Consider the following 16647-nt stretch of genomic DNA (forward strand, 5'->3'; position numbering starts at 1 on the left):
GCACATCCTTCCTACAATCGGATGTGCAACGCCGCTCGCAGTCATGTCCGATTTGGACAACTTGGCATGAGTCCCTTTGATACCTGTGGATCCCTACTCCGGGACCAACCAGGACGCTCGGAAGCGGCTGTGAACGCTTAGCTTTGGCGTTACCTGAGCCATGGCATTGGTCAGACGCTCATCCAGCCCCCAGGGGGGGTTGATGACCAGCATACCGCTTCCATACATGCCGCGGGCACCCGCCTCAGGGGCGCGCAGCAGCAATTCGCTTTGCCAGATCTTGCGAATTCCGCTGTCACGCAGGCCTGCCAGCAGCGCTTGATGGTGTTCGGCAGGTAATAACGGATACCAGATCATCACCACGGCATGCCTGGCTTTCTCGAGCACGTAGGTCGTGCTCTCCACCACTTCGTGATACTCGACCTTGCGCTCGTAGCTGGGATCCATCAACACACACACCCTGGGGGTCGATGCCGGTACCTGGTGGCGCAGGCCGGCCAGTCCATCGCCGAAGATACGCGTCGCCCGCTTGGGCAGCGACTGGCTGGCGAGATGTTCGTGCTCACCGGGGTGCAGTTCGAACAGGGTCAGCCGATCCTCCGAGCGCAGACGCTGGGCGAGCCACCAGGGGGAACCCGGATAGCAGGAGAGCGTATTGGCATCTGGCTGAGCAGTGACCACGGCCTCAAGCCAGGCACTGAGAAGTGGATCGGCCAACTGCTGGCGATGTTGCCAAAGCGGTAAAACGCCCTCACGGTACTCCAGCAGCCGCTGTGTCTCTTCGGTAGCCAGCGGATAGAAGCCTCTGCCCGCATGGGTATCTACATATGTAATTGCTGATTTTTTACGTAACAGATGATCAATGACGGCATAGAGCGTCAGATGCTTCTGAACATCGGCGAAGTTACCGGCATGGTAGGCGTGTTGGTATGACAGCATGAGGATGCCTATATAAACAGAACGCCCGCTATGGGAGCATAGCGGGCGTTCTAGAGCAATACAGGGTTTTTTTGCGGCTTATTGACCGTTGCCTGTCGGGGTCAGCGTGATTTCTACACGACGGTTTTGCGCCCGTCCCTGCTCGGAATCGTTGCTGGCAACGGGCCGGGTAGCACCGTAGCCCAAGGTGTTCAGACGCATGGAGGAAACGCCATTCTGGCTCAGGTAACGCCCTACCGATTCGGCACGGCGCTCGGAAAGCCGCTGGTTATAATCCGCGTTACCCGTGCTGTCGGTGTGGCCAGCAATATTGACGCGGGTATCCGTGTACTGGGTCAACACATTGGCCACTTCATTGAGTGCACTGCGTGCGTCGCTGGTCAGCTCAGCAGAGTCGAAACCGAAGGTGACGCTGCTGGGCATGTTCAGCACGATGTCATCGCCACGACGGTCGATCTCAATACGTGATCCCTGCAGGTTTTCACGCAGCTGCTGCTCCTGGCGGTCCATGTAGGCCCCCACCCCAGCACCGGCAGCGGCGCCAACAGCTGCGCCGATCAAGGCCCGATCACGACGGCTGGTGCTTCCATCACCAGACAAGGCACCGGCGGCGGCACCAATGGCAGCCCCCACGCCCGTACCTACGGCAGTGCTGGAGCGTTGTGTTTGGCCGCCATAAGGGTCGGTGGTGGCACAGCCCGCCACCAGAATAGCCGCCGCCAACGGGGTCAGTAGTCGGAACATACGCATCACTTACTCCTTTTTACGATTAGGTTCTGCCCTTGTGATCACTGTTCACTCATCGCTGATCAGTGCCAGCAATTCGTTCAAGAATAATAGACCTTGAGGAGAAGCACGCAGCTTTTCAGGCATTTCCACCAAAAGTCCTTTTTTGTGAGCACTTTGTAAACGGTCGAGTAACCGTTCCACAGGCTGCCCCGTATTCGCTTGCCACGCCTGCAGGCTTACTCCTTCCGTCAACCGCAGCGCATTCATGGCAAATTCCAGCGGCAGCTCATCAGCATCGATCAACTGCTGGCCTGCCACAAAACCACGTGGATCGTTGAAACGCCTCAAATAAGACTGAGGTTGGCGGGTTTTCCAACGGCGTTCGATCTGCCATTGGCCATTCCTATCGATATGCGTCAGCTTGCCGTGGGCACCCGCCCCAATGCCCAGATAATCGCCAAAACGCCAATAGTTCAGATTGTGCTGGCTTTGTAAGTCGGGGCGCGCATAGGCCGATATTTCATAACGCTGTAGCCCTGCCTGTTCAAGGCGCTCATGCCCCGCCTCCTGAATGTCCCACAGCGCTTCCTCTTCAGGTAACGGAGGTGGGTGTGAAAAAAAAGCCGTATTGGGTTCCAGGGTCAGCTGGTACCAGGAGAGATGCTCTGGCGACAGTGCCAAGGCCTGGTCGATGTCTTCCATGGCCTGTTCGGGCGTTTGCTGGGGAAGCCCATGCATCAAGTCAATGTTGATATTCTCGAAGCCCGCCGACCTGGCCTGCCCCACGGCCGTCAATGCCTCTTGCCCGCTGTGGATACGCCCAAGCGCTTGCAGTTGAGCGGGCCTGAAACTTTGCACGCCCAGCGAAAGCCGGTTGATACCCGCCTCACGGTAACCGACGAAACGCTGCTGCTCAGTCGTGCCTGGGTTGGCTTCCAGGGTGATCTCGATCGATGGTGCAAACGCCAAACGCTGCTGAATGCCCTGAAACAGCCGCTGATAGAAGTCCGGCGAGAGCAGGCTAGGCGTCCCGCCGCCAATGAAGATCGTTTGCAGAGGGCGTTCGGCTGCCAGAGGAAGATCGTGCTCCAGATCAGCCAATAGCGCAGCCAGGTACGCCTCTTCAGGGAGCCCCTGGGCGCCTGGCTCGTGAGAGTTGAAATCGCAATAAGGGCACTTGCGGACACACCACGGGGTGTGGATGTAAAGCGACAGGGGCGGCAGTGCCTCAGCCATGCGCCACCTTCAGGATATCCACGAGATCGTGCAGCGCACGCCCGCGGTGGCTCAATCGGTTCTTGGACTCTGACGCCAGCTCAGCCACGCTCATGCCTTGATCCGGTAACCAGAACAGAGGATCGTAACCAAACCCACCATCCCCACGGGGATGCGCCAGAATTTCACCTTCCCAGCTGCGCTGTACGATGACGGGGACAGGGTCTTCGGCATGACGCAAATAGACCAGCACACACCAGTAGCGGCCACTACGCTGGCCTTCCGCACAGTCGGCAAGCGCCGCCAGCAGTTTCTGATTGTTGCGTTCGTCACTCTTCGGCTCACCGGCATAACGCGCAGAGTAGATACCCGGTGCTCCTTGCAGTGCATCCACCTCCAGCCCCGAATCGTCTGCCAGGGCAGGTAACCCGCTGACTCGGCTGGCTTCACGGGCTTTTAACAGCGCATTCTCAACGAAGGTCAGTCCGGTTTCTTCCACGTCTTGCACGCCAAACTCTGCCTGTGCTCTTACATCGAGCCCAAGCGGGGCAAGCAACTGATTGAACTCTTTAAGTTTTCCTGCGTTTCCACTGGCCAGGACAAGCGTCGTACCCGTCGACATATCGAAACCTCCAAACAGGGAGCCTCAGTTTACGCTTATCGGAAACGCAGCTAAAGCACACGAAATGTAACTATCAGAATTTTAATCATCACAACGCAATGACCATAAAACTGGCTATTTTATATATAAAAATCAAATACTTATTCAGAAATATCAAAACAGCATAAAAATATTCAAATTACTTTACTCATTATTTTAGTAACAATTCTTTACGAAAATCATCTTATAGACAACAGTCATAAGGTCACCTGCTGACGCTCTCCTTTGAATGAGGCTTTCCCCATGTCCCAGCAAAAGACCCAAGGCTTGGTGTACATCGTCAGCGTACCGCCCTTGCCTTGGGTCGAGGAGCGGGAGCGGTTGCTGCCCTTGACGGTGCCTTCCAACGTATCGCCTTCGAAGGTAAATTCTGCTGGAACCGTGCCACGGGTTTCAGGGTGTTCGACGGTGTCGCCGTCCTGGGTAATGCGCCACTCGGCGGTGAATAGCGTGCCGTATAGACGTGAAGCGTGCCAAGCCGATGATCGTTTCATGTTAGCTACCTCGGTAACCACAAGGGCCGCTCATGTTGAGCGGCCCTTGTAGTGTAGCAGTCGACATACCCCCCGTTACTGAATACTACATAACGGCAAAGGCTTTTTCGGCGGCATCCAGCGTGAGCTGGATATCTTCTGGGGTATGGGCGCTGGACATGAAGCCCGCTTCGTAGGCAGACGGTGCAAGATAGACGCCATGGTCGAGCATCGCACCAAAGAAGCGGCGGAAAGCATCCGGGTTGCACGCCGTGGCCTGAGCGAAATTATCGACCCGCGATTGCGAGGTGAAGAAAACGCCGAACATTCCCCCCGCCGACTGGGTCAACATGGGTACCCGCGCGGCGTTGGCACGCTCCTGCAGGCCGTTACACAGGGTTTGCACACGCTGGGTAAGAGCATCATGGAAACCCGGCACCTGCAGCTTGGTGAGCAGCGCGACGCCTGCGGCCATGGCCAGCGGGTTACCCGACAAGGTGCCTGCCTGATACACCGGGCCAAGCGGCGAGATGTTCTGCATGATGTCACGCTTGCCGCCGAACGCCCCGACCGGCATGCCCCCGCCCACGACCTTGCCCAGGCAGGTGAGGTCAGGCGTGATGCCGTAATAGGCCTGGGCCCCGCCCAGGGCCACACGGAAGCCGGTCATCACCTCGTCGAAAATCAGCAAACTACCGTACTGGTCGCACACACGGCGCAGGGTTTCCAGGAAACCAGGCTGGGGTGGGATACAGTTCATGTTGCCCGCCACCGGCTCGACGATGATGCAGGCAATCTGCTCGCCGATCTCGGCAAAGCACGCTTCCACGCCTTCCGGGTCATTATAAGAGAGCGTGATGGTGTGCTCGGCAAGCGCGGCAGGCACACCGGGCGAGCTGGGCTCACCGTGGGTCAGCGCGCCAGAGCCCGCCTTGACCAGCAACGAATCCGAGTGGCCATGGTAGTTGCCTTCGAACTTGACGATCTTGTCTCTTCCCGTGGTGCCCCGCGCCAGCCGGATGGCCGACATGGTCGCCTCGGTACCGGAGCTGGTCATGCGGACCATTTCCATGGACGGAATCATCTCGCAGATCAGGTCCGCCATGGTGGTCTCTACTGCCGTAGGCGTGCCAAAGGAGAGCCCATTATCCAGGCGCGCCCGCACGGCGGCGAGCACGTCCTGGTCGGCATGACCGGTAATCATCGGCCCCCAGGAACCGATATAGTCGATGTAACGATTGCCCTCGACGTCGAACAGGTAGGCCCCCTGGGCGCGCTCCATGAACACCGGGGGACGATGCAAGCCTTTGAAGGCGCGCACCGGCGAGTTCACGCCACCGGGAATATGGCGACTGGCCAGATCAAATAATTCTGCAGATGTGGTCATGGCATCCTCTATAGCAATAGCTGACGGACAATAAAAATCAAAAGCGTGCAGGGCGTGATAGACGTTGAGGCAAACACTGCCCGCTGGGCGGCTGATAGCCGTGTGACAAACTCTCCCAGGTAAAGTGCTGTGCCTGTTCGCAAGCCGTAGGTAAGCGCTCACCTACCGCTAAACGAGCGGCCAGGGCGGAAGCCAGCGTACATCCGGACCCGTGAAATACTTCCGGCAGCCTGGGCCACTGCCACTGGCGAGTGGTATCGGGCGAATGCAGTGTGTTGACCACCTGCTGCCCGCTGCCGGGCAGAGGCTCATCCGTGGCGGTGACCAGTACCGCCTGGCACCCGCGCGATAACAACGAAACAGCGCGGGCCGTATCATCGAACGGTGCGTCGATCTCAGGCGTGAGCGCGATCAGTTCATGACGGTTGGGCGTCAGGATATCCACAAGGGGAAGCAGACGGTCACTATAAAGCTTCTGCAAACGGGGTATGGATAACTCAGTGCCGCCGCCCGCTTTCAAGACGGGGTCTGCCACCACCGGTACACCCGGAAAACGCCGCACGATCTGCTCGGCCGCACGCAAGGTCGCTTCGTCCGCCAGCAAGCCTAGCTTGATGGCGGCAATCTGCATGTCGACCAGCGCTTCTGCCATTTGCCGCATGGCAGCTGCATCGGCTGGCAATACCGTGGTGACATTATGGCAGTTCTGCACGGTCAGGGCGGTGGGAATGGTCACTGCCCAGCCACCACACGCGGCGATGGCTTCGCTATCGGCGACCAGTCCAGCGCCGCCGGTAGGGTCATGGCCTGCCAATACCAGTACAACGGGAGGAAGTGGTTGGCGCATCAAAAGGGTTTCACTACCGCCAGAAGAATGATGGCGATCAGGGCCACGACAGGGGCCTCATTGAACCAGCGGAAGAACACGTGGCTCTTGGTGCAGCGATCCTGGGCCAACTGCTTCAAATAGATCAGACATACGTGGTGATAGGCCACCAGCAATACCACCAGCGTCAGCTTCACGTGCATCCAGCCCTGAGTGAACCAGGCAGGTACCAGGTAAAGCAGCCAGCCGCCAAACAGCAGCACGACGATCATGGAGGGCGTCATGATGCCGCGATAAAGCTTGCGCTCCATGGTCTTGAAGTAGTCGATGGCCTGGACATCCCCCTTGTCGCGCGCCATCGCGTGGTACACGTATAGCCGTGGCAGATAGAACAGTGCAGCAAACCAGGTCACAACGGCCATCAGGTGAATGGCCTTTATCCACTCGTACATGGTCTCTCCTTAATAGGTGCGCTCATTGCGAAACAGTGGGGTCACGGGGGTCAGAATGACGTGTATCGGTATAGTGGTAATAGCGCTCGATGGCGCCGCGAGTAATGATACCTGAAATTCGCTGCTGCTTTGGCCGGTAGCCATGAATCACGTAGAGCGCATCCAGCGTATTGTCCTGCAGCTTGAGGAAGGCTTCCGACAGGGTGGCCTGCAAACCGATGGGGGCCATTTCCAGCCGCTGCCCGGGAATTTCCAGCAGGTCGATCAACTCCTCCTCTTGCGCGGCTCCCTCTTTCAAGGCTTCGTCATGCTCCAGCAACCAACGGGCCAGCTCTGCCGCTTTCAAGCCCAATACCGGCTTGTCGTCGCTGGATCGTTCGATCACCAGCCAGGTAGGGTTGGTCTCCAGCCGCTGGCGGGCCTGCTCGAGGGTGATCATGCGCTCGGTACGCACCAGAGAGCGCTCCATGACCGCCGGCACCGACACTCTGGAAAGTGCCTGCATCAACGGCTGCTGCAAGGGGTGCATGCCATACCGCACCGAACTGACGAAAAACCCTTCACAGCCCGTCAACTGTCGCGAGGTCAGGCAAGCCACCACCACCGCCAGCATGCCAGGCAACATCATGTGGGGGATGTGGGTCAACTCCAGCAGTGCCATCAAGGCCGCCAGCGGAGCCTGCAGCACAGCGCCCATCATGGCGGCCATCCCCAGCATGGCATAAATCCCGGGATCTGCCGCCTTGTCGGGCCATAGCCAGCCACCCAGCATGCCTGCCAGTGCGCCGGTGGCTGCGCCCGACACCAGCACGGGGCCGATGATACCGATCGGCACCCCGCCCGCCACGGTCAGGGCCGTGATCAGCAGTTTGCCGATCATCAGCGCCAGCAATACGCTAACGGTCAGTTGGTTATTCAGCGCCGCGGCCAGGCTATCGTAGCCAATGCCCTGTATTTCAGGAAACCACCACGCCAGTGCTCCCGTGGCCACTCCAACGCTGCCCAGCCTCAGCCATAACGGCAGCCCTTGCAGGAAGGCATGGCGTGCCAGATGAATGAATACGCCAGCCATCAGGCCAATCACCAGCCCCGTCACCACTATCCAGGGCAGGTTCATCAGCGAGCCAAGCGCTACTTCAGGGATGCGGAAGGCTGGCTCGTTGCCATACGCCAGCTGGGCCACCAGCGCACCCATGGTAGATGCCAGAATCACGGGCATGAAGCTCATCAGGGTGTACTCCATCATGACCACTTCCATGGCAAAGATGACCCCCGCGATGGGCGTATTGAAAGAGGCAGAAATACCTGCCGCCGTTCCACAGGCCACCAGCACACGCAGGCTGTTGTGCGGCAGCCGCAGCCGCACCCCCAGGCCACTGGAAGCCGCCGCCCCCAGATGAATCGCTGGTCCTTCACGGCCAGCAGAGAGACCGCCCAACACCGATACCACCCCGACCCACCACTGGTTGAGCCAGTTACGCAGTGGAAAACGGCCCTGATGGTAGGTCAGGCGCTCGATGACATGGCCGACGCCCAGCTTGCGTGCGGTGGCCTTCTGACGATACAGCAGCACACCGATGACGCTCACGGCCAGCAGGGGCAGCAGCGCTCTGACCCACGGGGGCAGCGCTTCGAAGCCTTCCGGGTTACCGTCCGGCATGTACAGCGCGGCTCCCGCCTCCAGCAGCAGCCTGAATGCCACCATGACGGCCCCGGTCATGACACCAGACACCAGCCCCAGCACACACAGTTGCGGCAAGGCATCCACATTGGCCAGCTGGCGACGAAAACCCTCTAAGGTGAAATCTGACCGCGAAAAACCTGCCACAACGCTCGTCCTTGGTTGGGTAGAGTGGGTCTACGACACGCAGTGCTCTTCTGCGCCTGCTCTCTTGTGTATCATAGCTGGAGACACATCAACAGCCTCGCAAAACTTGCCAGGCTGCTAATTACCGCTGCCAGGACTGTGCAGAAGGCGCAAGGAGTGATCTGTGATAAACGTTGGCATTGTAGGCGGCACTGGCTACACCGGTGTTGAACTTCTGAGGCTACTGGCCCAGCACCCCGAGGTAAATGTTCAAGCGATAACGTCGCGCTCGGAAGCAGGCGTCAAGGTCTGTGACATGTACCCCAACCTGCGAGGCCACTACGATACCCTGACCTTCAGTGAGCCCGATGCCAAGGCCCTGGGGGCCATGGACGCCGTCTTTTTTGCCACCCCTCATGGCGTGGCCCACGCGCTGGCAGGCGAGCTATTGGCCAACGGAACCCGCGTCATCGACCTGTCGGCCGACTTTCGCCTGCGCGATGCCGACGAGTGGAGCCGCTGGTACGACCAGCCCCATGGCGCCCCTGAACTGTTGAAGGAGGCGGTCTACGGTTTGCCGGAAATGCATCGTGAAAAGATCAAGACCGCACGTCTGATCGCGGTGCCCGGCTGCTACCCCACGGCGGTTCAACTGGGTTACCTGCCGCTGCTGGAAGCGGGCCTGATCGACCCGAATCAGCTGATTGCCGACTGCAAGTCCGGGGTGACCGGCGCTGGGCGGGGTGCCAAGGTCGCCTCGCTGCTGGCCGAAGCCAGCGAGTCCATGAAAGCCTACGGTGCAGGCGGCCATCGCCATCTGCCGGAAATCCGTCAGGGCCTGGGCGACATGCAGCCAGACACCGTGGGATTGACCTTCGTCCCCCACCTGACACCCATGATCCGCGGCATCCACGCCACGCTCTACAGCACCCTCAGCACCGAGCCAGGCGACTTGCAGGCGCTGTTCGAAAAACGCTTTGCCAATGAGCCGTTCGTGGACGTCATGCCCGCCGGCAGCCACCCGGAAACCCGCAGCGTAAAAGGCAACAATACCTGCCGCATCGCCGTGCATCGTCCGGGCAACGGCAATACGGTGGTGGTACTTTCCGTCATCGACAACCTGGTCAAGGGCGCCTCCGGCCAGGCCATCCAGAACCTGAACCTGATGTTTGGCTTCGATGAGCAGATGGGCCTCAACGCCCCCGCTCTGATGCCTTAAACACCTCACAAAACCAGCATGCAGAGGGCAGCTCAGAGAGGAGGTCATTTGCCAAGGAAGGCAAATGTAGCTTCCATGGAAGGATTCACAGCGCCTCCTCGGCGAGTTGCCCTCTGCTTGATATACCAACGCAATAGTTGACCATTTTGCTGGGAATTACCCATAATCCCCCCATGCCATCTATTCGTTCCTAAAGCTCGCGGGAGGTACCCATGAGCGGTGCAGAAGCTTTTGTTCCAACCCCTTTAATGCTGTCCGACAGTGCGCGCCAGCGCATCAAGGCACTCATGGCCGAAGAGCACAATCCAGCCCTCAAGCTGCGTGTCTATGTCACCGGTGGTGGCTGTTCCGGCTTTCAGTATGGTTTTGACTTTGCCGACAACGTGGCAGAGGACGACACCCTGATCGAATTTGGAGATGCCACGCTGGTGGTAGACCCGCTCTCCTACCAATACCTGGTCGGCTCTACCGTGGACTACGAAGAGGGCCTGGCAGGGGCGCGTTTTCGCGTGCAAAACCCCAATGCCACCACCACCTGCGGCTGTGGTGCCTCGTTCATGGTATGACCAGCGTTGGTCGCAACGACTTCCCCATGACTTGACGCCTTGGCGGTTTCTCGCCAAGGTAAAAAGGTCAATAACGGTTCATCGACCGGTTTATAAGAAGAAACACGCTATAAACGGTGACGGAAACCACATAAAACTCGGGGAAACTAATGAAACACTTTTTTACCACCTCCGCTATCGCCACTGCCGTTGCACTGGGCTTGGGCAGTACCACTGCGTTTGCTGACACACCCACGGTCAATGTGGTGACTGACCCAAGCTTTGTGCCCTTCGAGATGCTCGACCCCGAAACCGGTGAAATGATCGGCTTCGACATGGACATCATCAACGAAATCGCCGAACGGGCTGGCTTCGAAGTCAATCTCACCACCATGGAGTTCGCGGGCATCATTCCGGCCGTCCAGACCGGCAGCCAGGAAATTGCCATTGCCGGTGTGACCATCACCGAAGAGCGTGCGCAGATCGTCGACTTCTCTGATCCCTACTACGACTCGGGCCTGCAGATCATCGTGCGTGCCGACAACGATGACGTAGAGTCCATCGAAGACCTGGCCGGGCTCTCCATCGCCACGCGCATCGGCTCCACCAGCTACGACTTCCTGCAAGAGCAGCTGGGCGACGACGCCGATATCACTCCCTATCCAGGCAATAGCGACATGTACATGGCCCTGCTGGGGCGTAACGTCGATGCCGCGTTCTACGATGCCCCCAACGTTGCCTACTTCTCGCAAACACGCGGTGAAGGTCGCACCAAGGTCGTCGGCCCCCTGTACGAAGGCCAGCAGTACGGCATCGTTTTCCACAAGGGTAGCCAGTGGGTAGAACCCGCCAATGAAGCACTCGCGGCCATGCGTGAAGACGGCACCTACGACGAGATTTACCAGAAGTGGTTTGGTGAGTCCTCCGACGAAGAGTAAGCACTGTCTGAGGTAAGTGCATTATCTCGCGTTTACAGGGCCGGGCGGCCTAGCCCCCGGCCCTGAATCATTGTGTGGTGCTGTTCTGGAGACGTCACGTGGAAGTCACTTTTCAATTCGACTGGGCGGCCGCTTTCCGCTCGATTCCCTACTTGTTACCCGGTATTCCGTGGACACTGCTGATCTCGTTCGGCGGCCTGGCCATTGGCTTTTTCATCGGCATCTTCTTTGGCCTGCTGCGCATCAGCCGCACGCGCTGGCTACGCTGGCCAGCTATCCTGTATGTCGAAGTCTTTCGCGGTACGCCCATCCTGGTGCAGGTGCTGTTCATTTTCTACGGCCTGCCCCAACTGCTGGGTGGCCCCATCAATGCGCTGGTGGCCGGCATTGCCGCCATTGCCGTCAATTCAGGGGCCTATATCTCCGAAATCGTACGTGGAGGCGTGCAGTCGATCGAACGCGGGCAACGCGAAGCATCGCTGTCGCTGGGGCTCTCCCGAGCGCAGTCGTTTCGTTACGTCATCTGGCCTCAAGCCTTCCGCCGCATGATCCCTCCGCTGGGCAACCAGGGCATCATCAGCATCAAGGACACCTCGCTGTTTTCCGTCATCGGGGTGGGCGAGCTGGTGCGCCAAGGGCAGATCTACATTGCCACCACCTTCACGGCGCTGGAAGTCTATTTCATGGTCGCCCTGATGTACCTGGCCATTACCTGGACCCTCTCTATCATCCTGCGCCAGTTGGAACGGCGCGGCGTCGTTGGCCAATAAGGAGCGCACAATGACTTCGACCTCATCGCCCATTGTGCAAATGCAGAAGCTCAACAAGCACTTTGGCAGCCTGCATGTGCTCAAGAACATCGATCTGGAAATCGTCCCTGGGGAAGTCGTCGTCGTAATCGGCGCCAGCGGCTCTGGTAAATCCACGCTGATCCGCTGCATCAACGGGCTGGAAGAGTTTCAGTCCGGCAGCCTCGATGTCGATGGCAATACGCTGCTGCCCGATGGCAAAAGCAGCAAGGCCCTGCAAACCATCCGCACCGAAGTCGGCATGGTGTTCCAGCAGTTCAACCTCTTCCCCCATCTGAGCGTCATCGACAACATTACCCTGGCCCCCATGAAAGTGCGTGGCTGGAGCCGTAAGGATGCCGAAGAGACGGCTCAGCGGCTGTTGGAACGCGTCGGCATTGCCGATCAGGCACAGAAGTACCCCAGCCAGCTCTCTGGAGGGCAGCAGCAGCGGGTCGCCCTGGCCCGCGCGCTGGCCATGGAACCCCGGCTCATGCTCTTCGACGAGCCCACCTCGGCGCTAGACCCGGAGATGATCGGTGAAGTGCTGGACGCCATGCGTGAGCTGGCCAAGGAAGGCATGACCATGGTCATCGTGACCCATGAAATGGGCTTTGCGCGGGAAGTAGCCGACCGCGTCATCTTCATTCACAAAGGGGAAATCACCGAGCAAGGGCCACCGGAACAGCTGTTCGATGCACCTCAGCATGAACGCACCCAGTCCTTCTTGGCGCGCGTATTGAAGCACTAGCAGCCCATCAGGGTACCTCCGCGACAGGCCTGTCCTTGCGACAGGCCTTTTTTTTGCCTGTGGATAATATTTTTTTCTCGGCTGCCACTATCGGGCTAACACCCGCGCCATGGGCATCTTTCAACGCATATGATGGTCACCAGATCACTTGTTCACAGGTGCGGTAACAAGCGCGGTAGCCAGCGGTGGATAAGCCGTCGTTAACCTGGCCTGTGGGTAAGTAAGCTTTTCATCCACAGCTCTGTCACCGCTTCTACGCAGGCACTCCGCCGGTTCGCCACTGCTTGGTCAACAATACAAACCCATGATATATATGGGAAAAAACCATTTATCAACAGATTTTGTCCACACCATTAGTTACTACATTTACAGAACTTCTCTTATATATTTTTATTTTGTTATTAATCTATAAACTCGCTGATAGCAGGGGTGTGGAAAAACCTGACGGTTACCCACAGGAGGTTTATACTGGCGGGCTTATTCAAACAGCGGTGATCCGCTGACCACATCATCCGTGCCTTGGGCACAAGACGAGGTGTCTCTTGAACTACCCCGACCGCTTTGACGTGATTGTCATCGGCGGTGGCCATGCGGGAACCGAAGCCGCATTGGCCTCTGCTCGCATGGGCTGTCAAACCCTATTGCTGACCCACAACATCGAGACGCTGGGCCAAATGTCCTGCAATCCCGCCATTGGTGGGATCGGCAAGAGCCATCTGGTCAAGGAGATCGATGCGTTGGGTGGTGCCATGGGGCTAGCCACGGATTTGGGCGGCATCCAGTTTCGAGTACTCAACGCACGTAAGGGGCCTGCCGTACGCGCGACCCGCGCCCAGGCAGACAGGATTCGCTACAAGGCCGCCATTCGCGGCATGCTGGAAAACCAGCCGAACCTGACGATTTTTCAGCAGGCGGCTGGCGACCTCATTGTGGATAGCGACACCGTACGTGGTGTCGTGACCGAGACCGGCATCCGTTTTCATGCCGAGTCGGTGGTACTGAGCACGGGCACGTTCCTTGGCGGGGTTATCCACATCGGGTTGGATCAAAGCCGTGGTGGCCGCGCAGGCGACCCGCCTTCCAATGCGCTGGCCGAGCGACTGCGGGCTCTGCCTTTTCACGTCGACAGGTTGAAGACCGGTACCCCTCCGCGTATCGATGCCAAATCCGTCGACTTTTCACAGCTGGAAGAGCAGCCAGGTGACACGCCTACGCCGGTCATGTCCTATCTGGGGCATCGAGGCATGCATCCTCAGCAGGTGAGCTGCCATATTGCGCACACCAACGAGCGCACCCACGAGATCATCCTGAACAACCTCGATCGTTCCCCCATGTACTCTGGGGTAATCGAAGGCATCGGCCCCCGCTACTGCCCGTCGATCGAAGACAAGGTGCATCGCTTCGCCGACAAATCGAGCCATCAGGTGTTCATCGAACCGGAAGGTCTGGATACCCACGAGCTCTACCCCAACGGGATCTCCACCTCACTGCCCTTCGATGTGCAGCTGCAGGTCGTGCGCTCCATCAAAGGGTTGGAAAACGCCCATATCACGCGCCCGGGTTATGCCATCGAGTATGACTTCTTCGACCCGCGGGATTTGAAGCACTCGCTGGAAACCAAATTTATCCACAACCTGTTTTTTGCCGGGCAGATCAACGGCACCACTGGCTACGAAGAAGCGGGTGCTCAAGGGTTGCTGGCGGGGCTCAACGCGGCACGGCGAGCCAAGCAGCTGGAGGCGTGGTACCCACGTCGTGACGAGGCGTATCTAGGCGTTCTGGTGGATGACCTGATCACCATGGGCACCAAGGAACCCTATCGCATGTTCACGTCGCGCGCCGAGTATCGGCTGCTGCTGCGTGAAGACAATGCCGACCTCCGCCTGACCGAGCAGGGCCGCCAGCTGGGGTTGGTCGATGACACCCGCTGGGCGGCTTTCAGCCAGAAACGTGAGGCCATCGAGCGTGAAGCCACGCGCTTGTCCAGCGCTTGGGTACATCCCAACAGCCCGGCTGCCGCCAGCATCGCCGAGAAAACCGGCAAGCCGCTGTCGCGGGAGTACTGCCTGAGCGATTTGCTGAAGCGCCCTGAACTGACCTACGCCGATATTGCTGACCTGCCGGGCATGGAAAGCGGCGGCGTGGAGGATGAAGCTGTCGCCGAACAGGTGCAGATTCAGGCCAAGTATCAGGGGTACATCGATCGTCAGCAGGACGAAATCGATAAGCTCAAGCGCCACGAAGCCACTGCGCTCCCCGCTGAGCTGGATTATCACAACGTGGAGGGGCTTTCCCACGAGATTCGCCAGAAGCTCAGCGCCGCGCGGCCGGAAACCCTTGCCCAGGCTGCCCGTATCTCTGGAGTGACGCCTGCTGCCGTCTCGATACTGCTGATTCACCTGAAAAAGCGCCGCCTGATCAGCCATACCGAGGTCGCCAACGGATGAGTTTCTTGCCGCCGCTGATTGAAAGTCTGCCCGCTAGCGTGGCCCCCAGACTGGAGCAAGGGCTGTCCCAACTGGATATCGCCATTACGCCCATCCAGCGTGAGCAGCTGCTGGGGCTGCTGGCGCTATTGCACAAGTGGAACCGGGCTTATAACCTCACCGCCGTACGCGACGTTGATGAAATGGTGTCTCGCCACGTGCTGGACAGCGCGGCGGTGGCGCCCTTCATACGGGGGCCCCGACTTCTGGACGTAGGCGCCGGGCCAGGCTTGCCTGGGCTGGTGCTGGCGATTTTGAAGCCCGAGCTTCAGGTGACGCTGCTGGACAGCAACGGCAAGAAGGTTCGCTTCCAGCGGCAGGCCGTCATGGAGCTGGCGCTGAGCAACGTGACGCCCACTCAGGCAAGAGTCGAACAGTTTGCGGGCCAGCACTTCGATCAGGTGATCTCGCGGGCCTTCGCCAGCTTGGTGGACTTCGTGACCTTGACGCGCCCGCTACCGACCGCCGACGGCCAGTGGCTGGCCATGAAGGGCCCCGGTGCCGATGACGAGCTGCGCGACCTGCCAGCAGGTGTTGAACTGAACGCTCGGCACCTGTTGAATGTACCCTTCGAGACGGCCGAGCGGCAGCTGTTGATCCTGACCCCAAAAGGAGTTGAGTAGTGAGCCAGATCATTGCCCTGACCAACCAAAAAGGCGGCGTGGGCAAGACCACTTCAGCCGTCAATCTGGCCGCCAGCCTGGCCGCCCTGGACCGGCGCGTACTGTTGGTCGATCTCGACCCCCAAGGGCATGCCAGCATGGGCAGTGGGATCGACAAGTACGATCTGGAAAAGAGCGTGCTGGACGTGCTGCTGGGGGAAACCTCGGCCAGCGACGCCATCGTGCGCGGTTTGTCGGTTCGTTACGATGTCTTGCCGGGCAATGGCGATTTGACGGCGGCGGAAGTCGAGCTGCTGGACGCCGAGCAGCGGCAGAGTCGCCTTTCTCAGGCGCTGGCCAGCGTGGCCGACGAATACGATGTGGTGCTGATCGACTGTCCGCCGTCGCTGAACATGCTCACGGTGAATGCGCTTACTGCAGCCCACGGCGTACTGATCCCGCTGCAGTGTGAATTTTACGCGCTGGAAGGACTCTCGGCGCTGCTGGATACCGTGGAACAGATCAAGCAGAGCGTGAATCCCGAGCTTGCCGTCTCCGGTATCCTGCGCACCATGTACGACAAGCGCACCAGCCTCACGCGGGAAGTGGACAAGCAGCTACGCGACTTTTTCGGCGATGCGCTGCTGAAAACCACCATTCCGCGCAACGTGAAAGTGGCAGAAGCGCCAAGCCATGGCCTTCCCGTGACCCAGTACGCCCGTTTTTCGCGGGGCAGCCAGGCCTACCGCGTGCTGGCCAAAGAGATGATTCGACGGTTGTCACTGTAACGCCTGTCGTTACGGCGGCTGTCGCTGTAAGGTTCGAAGTA

17 protein-coding genes are annotated in these 16647 nt (G+C 59.0%); 8 read left to right on the forward strand and 9 right to left on the reverse strand.

Annotated elements, in window-relative coordinates; translation table 11 throughout:
* Nucleotides 1-93: 93 nt before the first annotated feature.
* The 9 genes from B7L71_RS12905 to B7L71_RS12945 form a co-directional block, all read right to left on the reverse strand.
* Entirely contained in the window at nt 94-939 is an 846-nt protein-coding gene (locus B7L71_RS12905) for a 23S rRNA (adenine(2030)-N(6))-methyltransferase RlmJ (RefSeq protein ID WP_081138468.1), read from the reverse strand.
* A gap of 78 nt (nt 940-1017) precedes the next feature.
* Nucleotides 1018-1689, reverse strand: a complete 672-nt coding sequence (locus B7L71_RS12910) for an OmpA family protein (RefSeq protein WP_016915601.1) — start codon at nt 1687-1689, stop codon at nt 1018-1020.
* A 45-nt stretch (nt 1690-1734) separates the two neighbouring features.
* On the reverse strand, nt 1735-2904 hold the full coding sequence (gene hemW / locus B7L71_RS12915) for a radical SAM family heme chaperone HemW (protein ID WP_081138470.1): 1170 nt from the start codon (nt 2902-2904) through the stop codon (nt 1735-1737).
* Entirely contained in the window at nt 2897-3505 is a 609-nt protein-coding gene (gene rdgB / locus B7L71_RS12920) for an RdgB/HAM1 family non-canonical purine NTP pyrophosphatase (protein ID WP_026001914.1), read from the reverse strand. Before rdgB ends, hemW begins: the two co-directional genes overlap by 8 nt.
* Before the next feature lie 236 nt (nt 3506-3741).
* Nucleotides 3742-4038, reverse strand: a complete 297-nt coding sequence (locus B7L71_RS12925; RefSeq protein ID WP_016915598.1) for a hypothetical protein — start codon at nt 4036-4038, stop codon at nt 3742-3744.
* A gap of 85 nt (nt 4039-4123) precedes the next feature.
* Nucleotides 4124-5404, reverse strand: a complete 1281-nt coding sequence (hemL, locus tag B7L71_RS12930) for a glutamate-1-semialdehyde 2,1-aminomutase (RefSeq protein WP_016915597.1) — start codon at nt 5402-5404, stop codon at nt 4124-4126.
* 37 nt (nt 5405-5441) lie between these two features.
* The gene (thiD, locus tag B7L71_RS12935; protein WP_081138472.1) at nt 5442-6251 is read right to left on the reverse strand and encodes a hydroxymethylpyrimidine/phosphomethylpyrimidine kinase; all 810 of its coding nucleotides are present in this window, start codon (nt 6249-6251) and stop codon (nt 5442-5444) included.
* Complete coding sequence (gene hemJ, locus B7L71_RS12940) at nt 6251-6682, reverse strand: protoporphyrinogen oxidase HemJ (RefSeq protein WP_016915595.1); 432 nt, start codon at nt 6680-6682, stop codon at nt 6251-6253. The genes thiD and hemJ overlap by 1 nt, the downstream gene beginning before the upstream one ends.
* Before the next feature lie 22 nt (nt 6683-6704).
* Complete coding sequence (locus B7L71_RS12945; RefSeq protein WP_081138474.1) at nt 6705-8510, reverse strand: chloride channel protein; 1806 nt, start codon at nt 8508-8510, stop codon at nt 6705-6707.
* A gap of 163 nt (nt 8511-8673) precedes the next feature.
* Here B7L71_RS12945 and argC point away from each other — a divergent pair, with 163 nt between their 5' ends.
* The 8 genes from argC (at nt 8674) to B7L71_RS12985 (ending at nt 16606) form a co-directional block, all read left to right on the forward strand.
* Entirely contained in the window at nt 8674-9708 is a 1035-nt protein-coding gene (gene argC, locus B7L71_RS12950; protein WP_081138476.1) for an N-acetyl-gamma-glutamyl-phosphate reductase, read from the forward strand.
* Between the two features lie 212 nt (nt 9709-9920).
* Nucleotides 9921-10274, forward strand: coding sequence for an iron-sulfur cluster insertion protein ErpA (gene erpA, locus B7L71_RS12955; RefSeq protein ID WP_026001913.1), 354 nt, complete (start codon nt 9921-9923; stop codon nt 10272-10274).
* Between the two features lie 149 nt (nt 10275-10423).
* Entirely contained in the window at nt 10424-11191 is a 768-nt protein-coding gene (locus B7L71_RS12960; protein WP_052196408.1) for a transporter substrate-binding domain-containing protein, read from the forward strand.
* A 98-nt stretch (nt 11192-11289) separates the two neighbouring features.
* Nucleotides 11290-11961 (forward strand): amino acid ABC transporter permease, encoded by a 672-nt coding sequence (locus B7L71_RS12965; protein WP_016915590.1) that lies wholly within the window; start codon nt 11290-11292, stop codon nt 11959-11961.
* A 10-nt stretch (nt 11962-11971) separates the two neighbouring features.
* On the forward strand, nt 11972-12730 hold the full coding sequence (locus tag B7L71_RS12970) for an amino acid ABC transporter ATP-binding protein (RefSeq protein WP_016915589.1): 759 nt from the start codon (nt 11972-11974) through the stop codon (nt 12728-12730).
* A gap of 542 nt (nt 12731-13272) precedes the next feature.
* The gene (mnmG, locus tag B7L71_RS12975; RefSeq protein ID WP_081138478.1) at nt 13273-15177 is read left to right on the forward strand and encodes a tRNA uridine-5-carboxymethylaminomethyl(34) synthesis enzyme MnmG; all 1905 of its coding nucleotides are present in this window, start codon (nt 13273-13275) and stop codon (nt 15175-15177) included.
* Entirely contained in the window at nt 15174-15839 is a 666-nt protein-coding gene (gene rsmG / locus B7L71_RS12980; protein WP_081138479.1) for a 16S rRNA (guanine(527)-N(7))-methyltransferase RsmG, read from the forward strand. Before mnmG ends, rsmG begins: the two co-directional genes overlap by 4 nt.
* Nucleotides 15839-16606, forward strand: a complete 768-nt coding sequence (locus B7L71_RS12985; RefSeq protein WP_039179044.1) for a ParA family protein — start codon at nt 15839-15841, stop codon at nt 16604-16606. The genes rsmG and B7L71_RS12985 overlap by 1 nt, the downstream gene beginning before the upstream one ends.
* Nucleotides 16607-16647: the final 41 nt, after the last annotated feature.

This window comes from Halomonas sp. BC2 (genome assembly GCF_002078115.1).
Classification (GTDB): domain Bacteria; phylum Pseudomonadota; class Gammaproteobacteria; order Pseudomonadales; family Halomonadaceae; genus Vreelandella; species Vreelandella stevensii.

Bases quoted from the DNA above. Each gene is read 5' to 3' on its own strand.
- B7L71_RS12905 (WP_081138468.1), bottom strand. From the start codon at position 939: ATGCTGTCATACCAACACGCCTACCATGCCGGTAACTTCGCCGATGTT.
- B7L71_RS12910 (WP_016915601.1), bottom strand. From the start codon at position 1,689: ATGCGTATGTTCCGACTACTGACCCCGTTGGCGGCGGCTATTCTGGTG.
- hemW (WP_081138470.1), bottom strand. From the start codon at position 2,904: ATGGCTGAGGCACTGCCGCCCCTGTCGCTTTACATCCACACCCCGTGG.
- rdgB (WP_026001914.1), bottom strand. From the start codon at position 3,505: ATGTCGACGGGTACGACGCTTGTCCTGGCCAGTGGAAACGCAGGAAAA.
- B7L71_RS12925 (WP_016915598.1), bottom strand. From the start codon at position 4,038: ATGAAACGATCATCGGCTTGGCACGCTTCACGTCTATACGGCACGCTA.
- hemL (WP_016915597.1), bottom strand. From the start codon at position 5,404: ATGACCACATCTGCAGAATTATTTGATCTGGCCAGTCGCCATATTCCC.
- thiD (WP_081138472.1), bottom strand. From the start codon at position 6,251: ATGCGCCAACCACTTCCTCCCGTTGTACTGGTATTGGCAGGCCATGAC.
- hemJ (WP_016915595.1), bottom strand. From the start codon at position 6,682: ATGTACGAGTGGATAAAGGCCATTCACCTGATGGCCGTTGTGACCTGG.
- erpA (WP_026001913.1), top strand. From the start codon at position 9,921: ATGAGCGGTGCAGAAGCTTTTGTTCCAACCCCTTTAATGCTGTCCGAC.
- B7L71_RS12960 (WP_052196408.1), top strand. From the start codon at position 10,424: ATGAAACACTTTTTTACCACCTCCGCTATCGCCACTGCCGTTGCACTG.
- B7L71_RS12970 (WP_016915589.1), top strand. From the start codon at position 11,972: ATGACTTCGACCTCATCGCCCATTGTGCAAATGCAGAAGCTCAACAAG.
- rsmG (WP_081138479.1), top strand. From the start codon at position 15,174: ATGAGTTTCTTGCCGCCGCTGATTGAAAGTCTGCCCGCTAGCGTGGCC.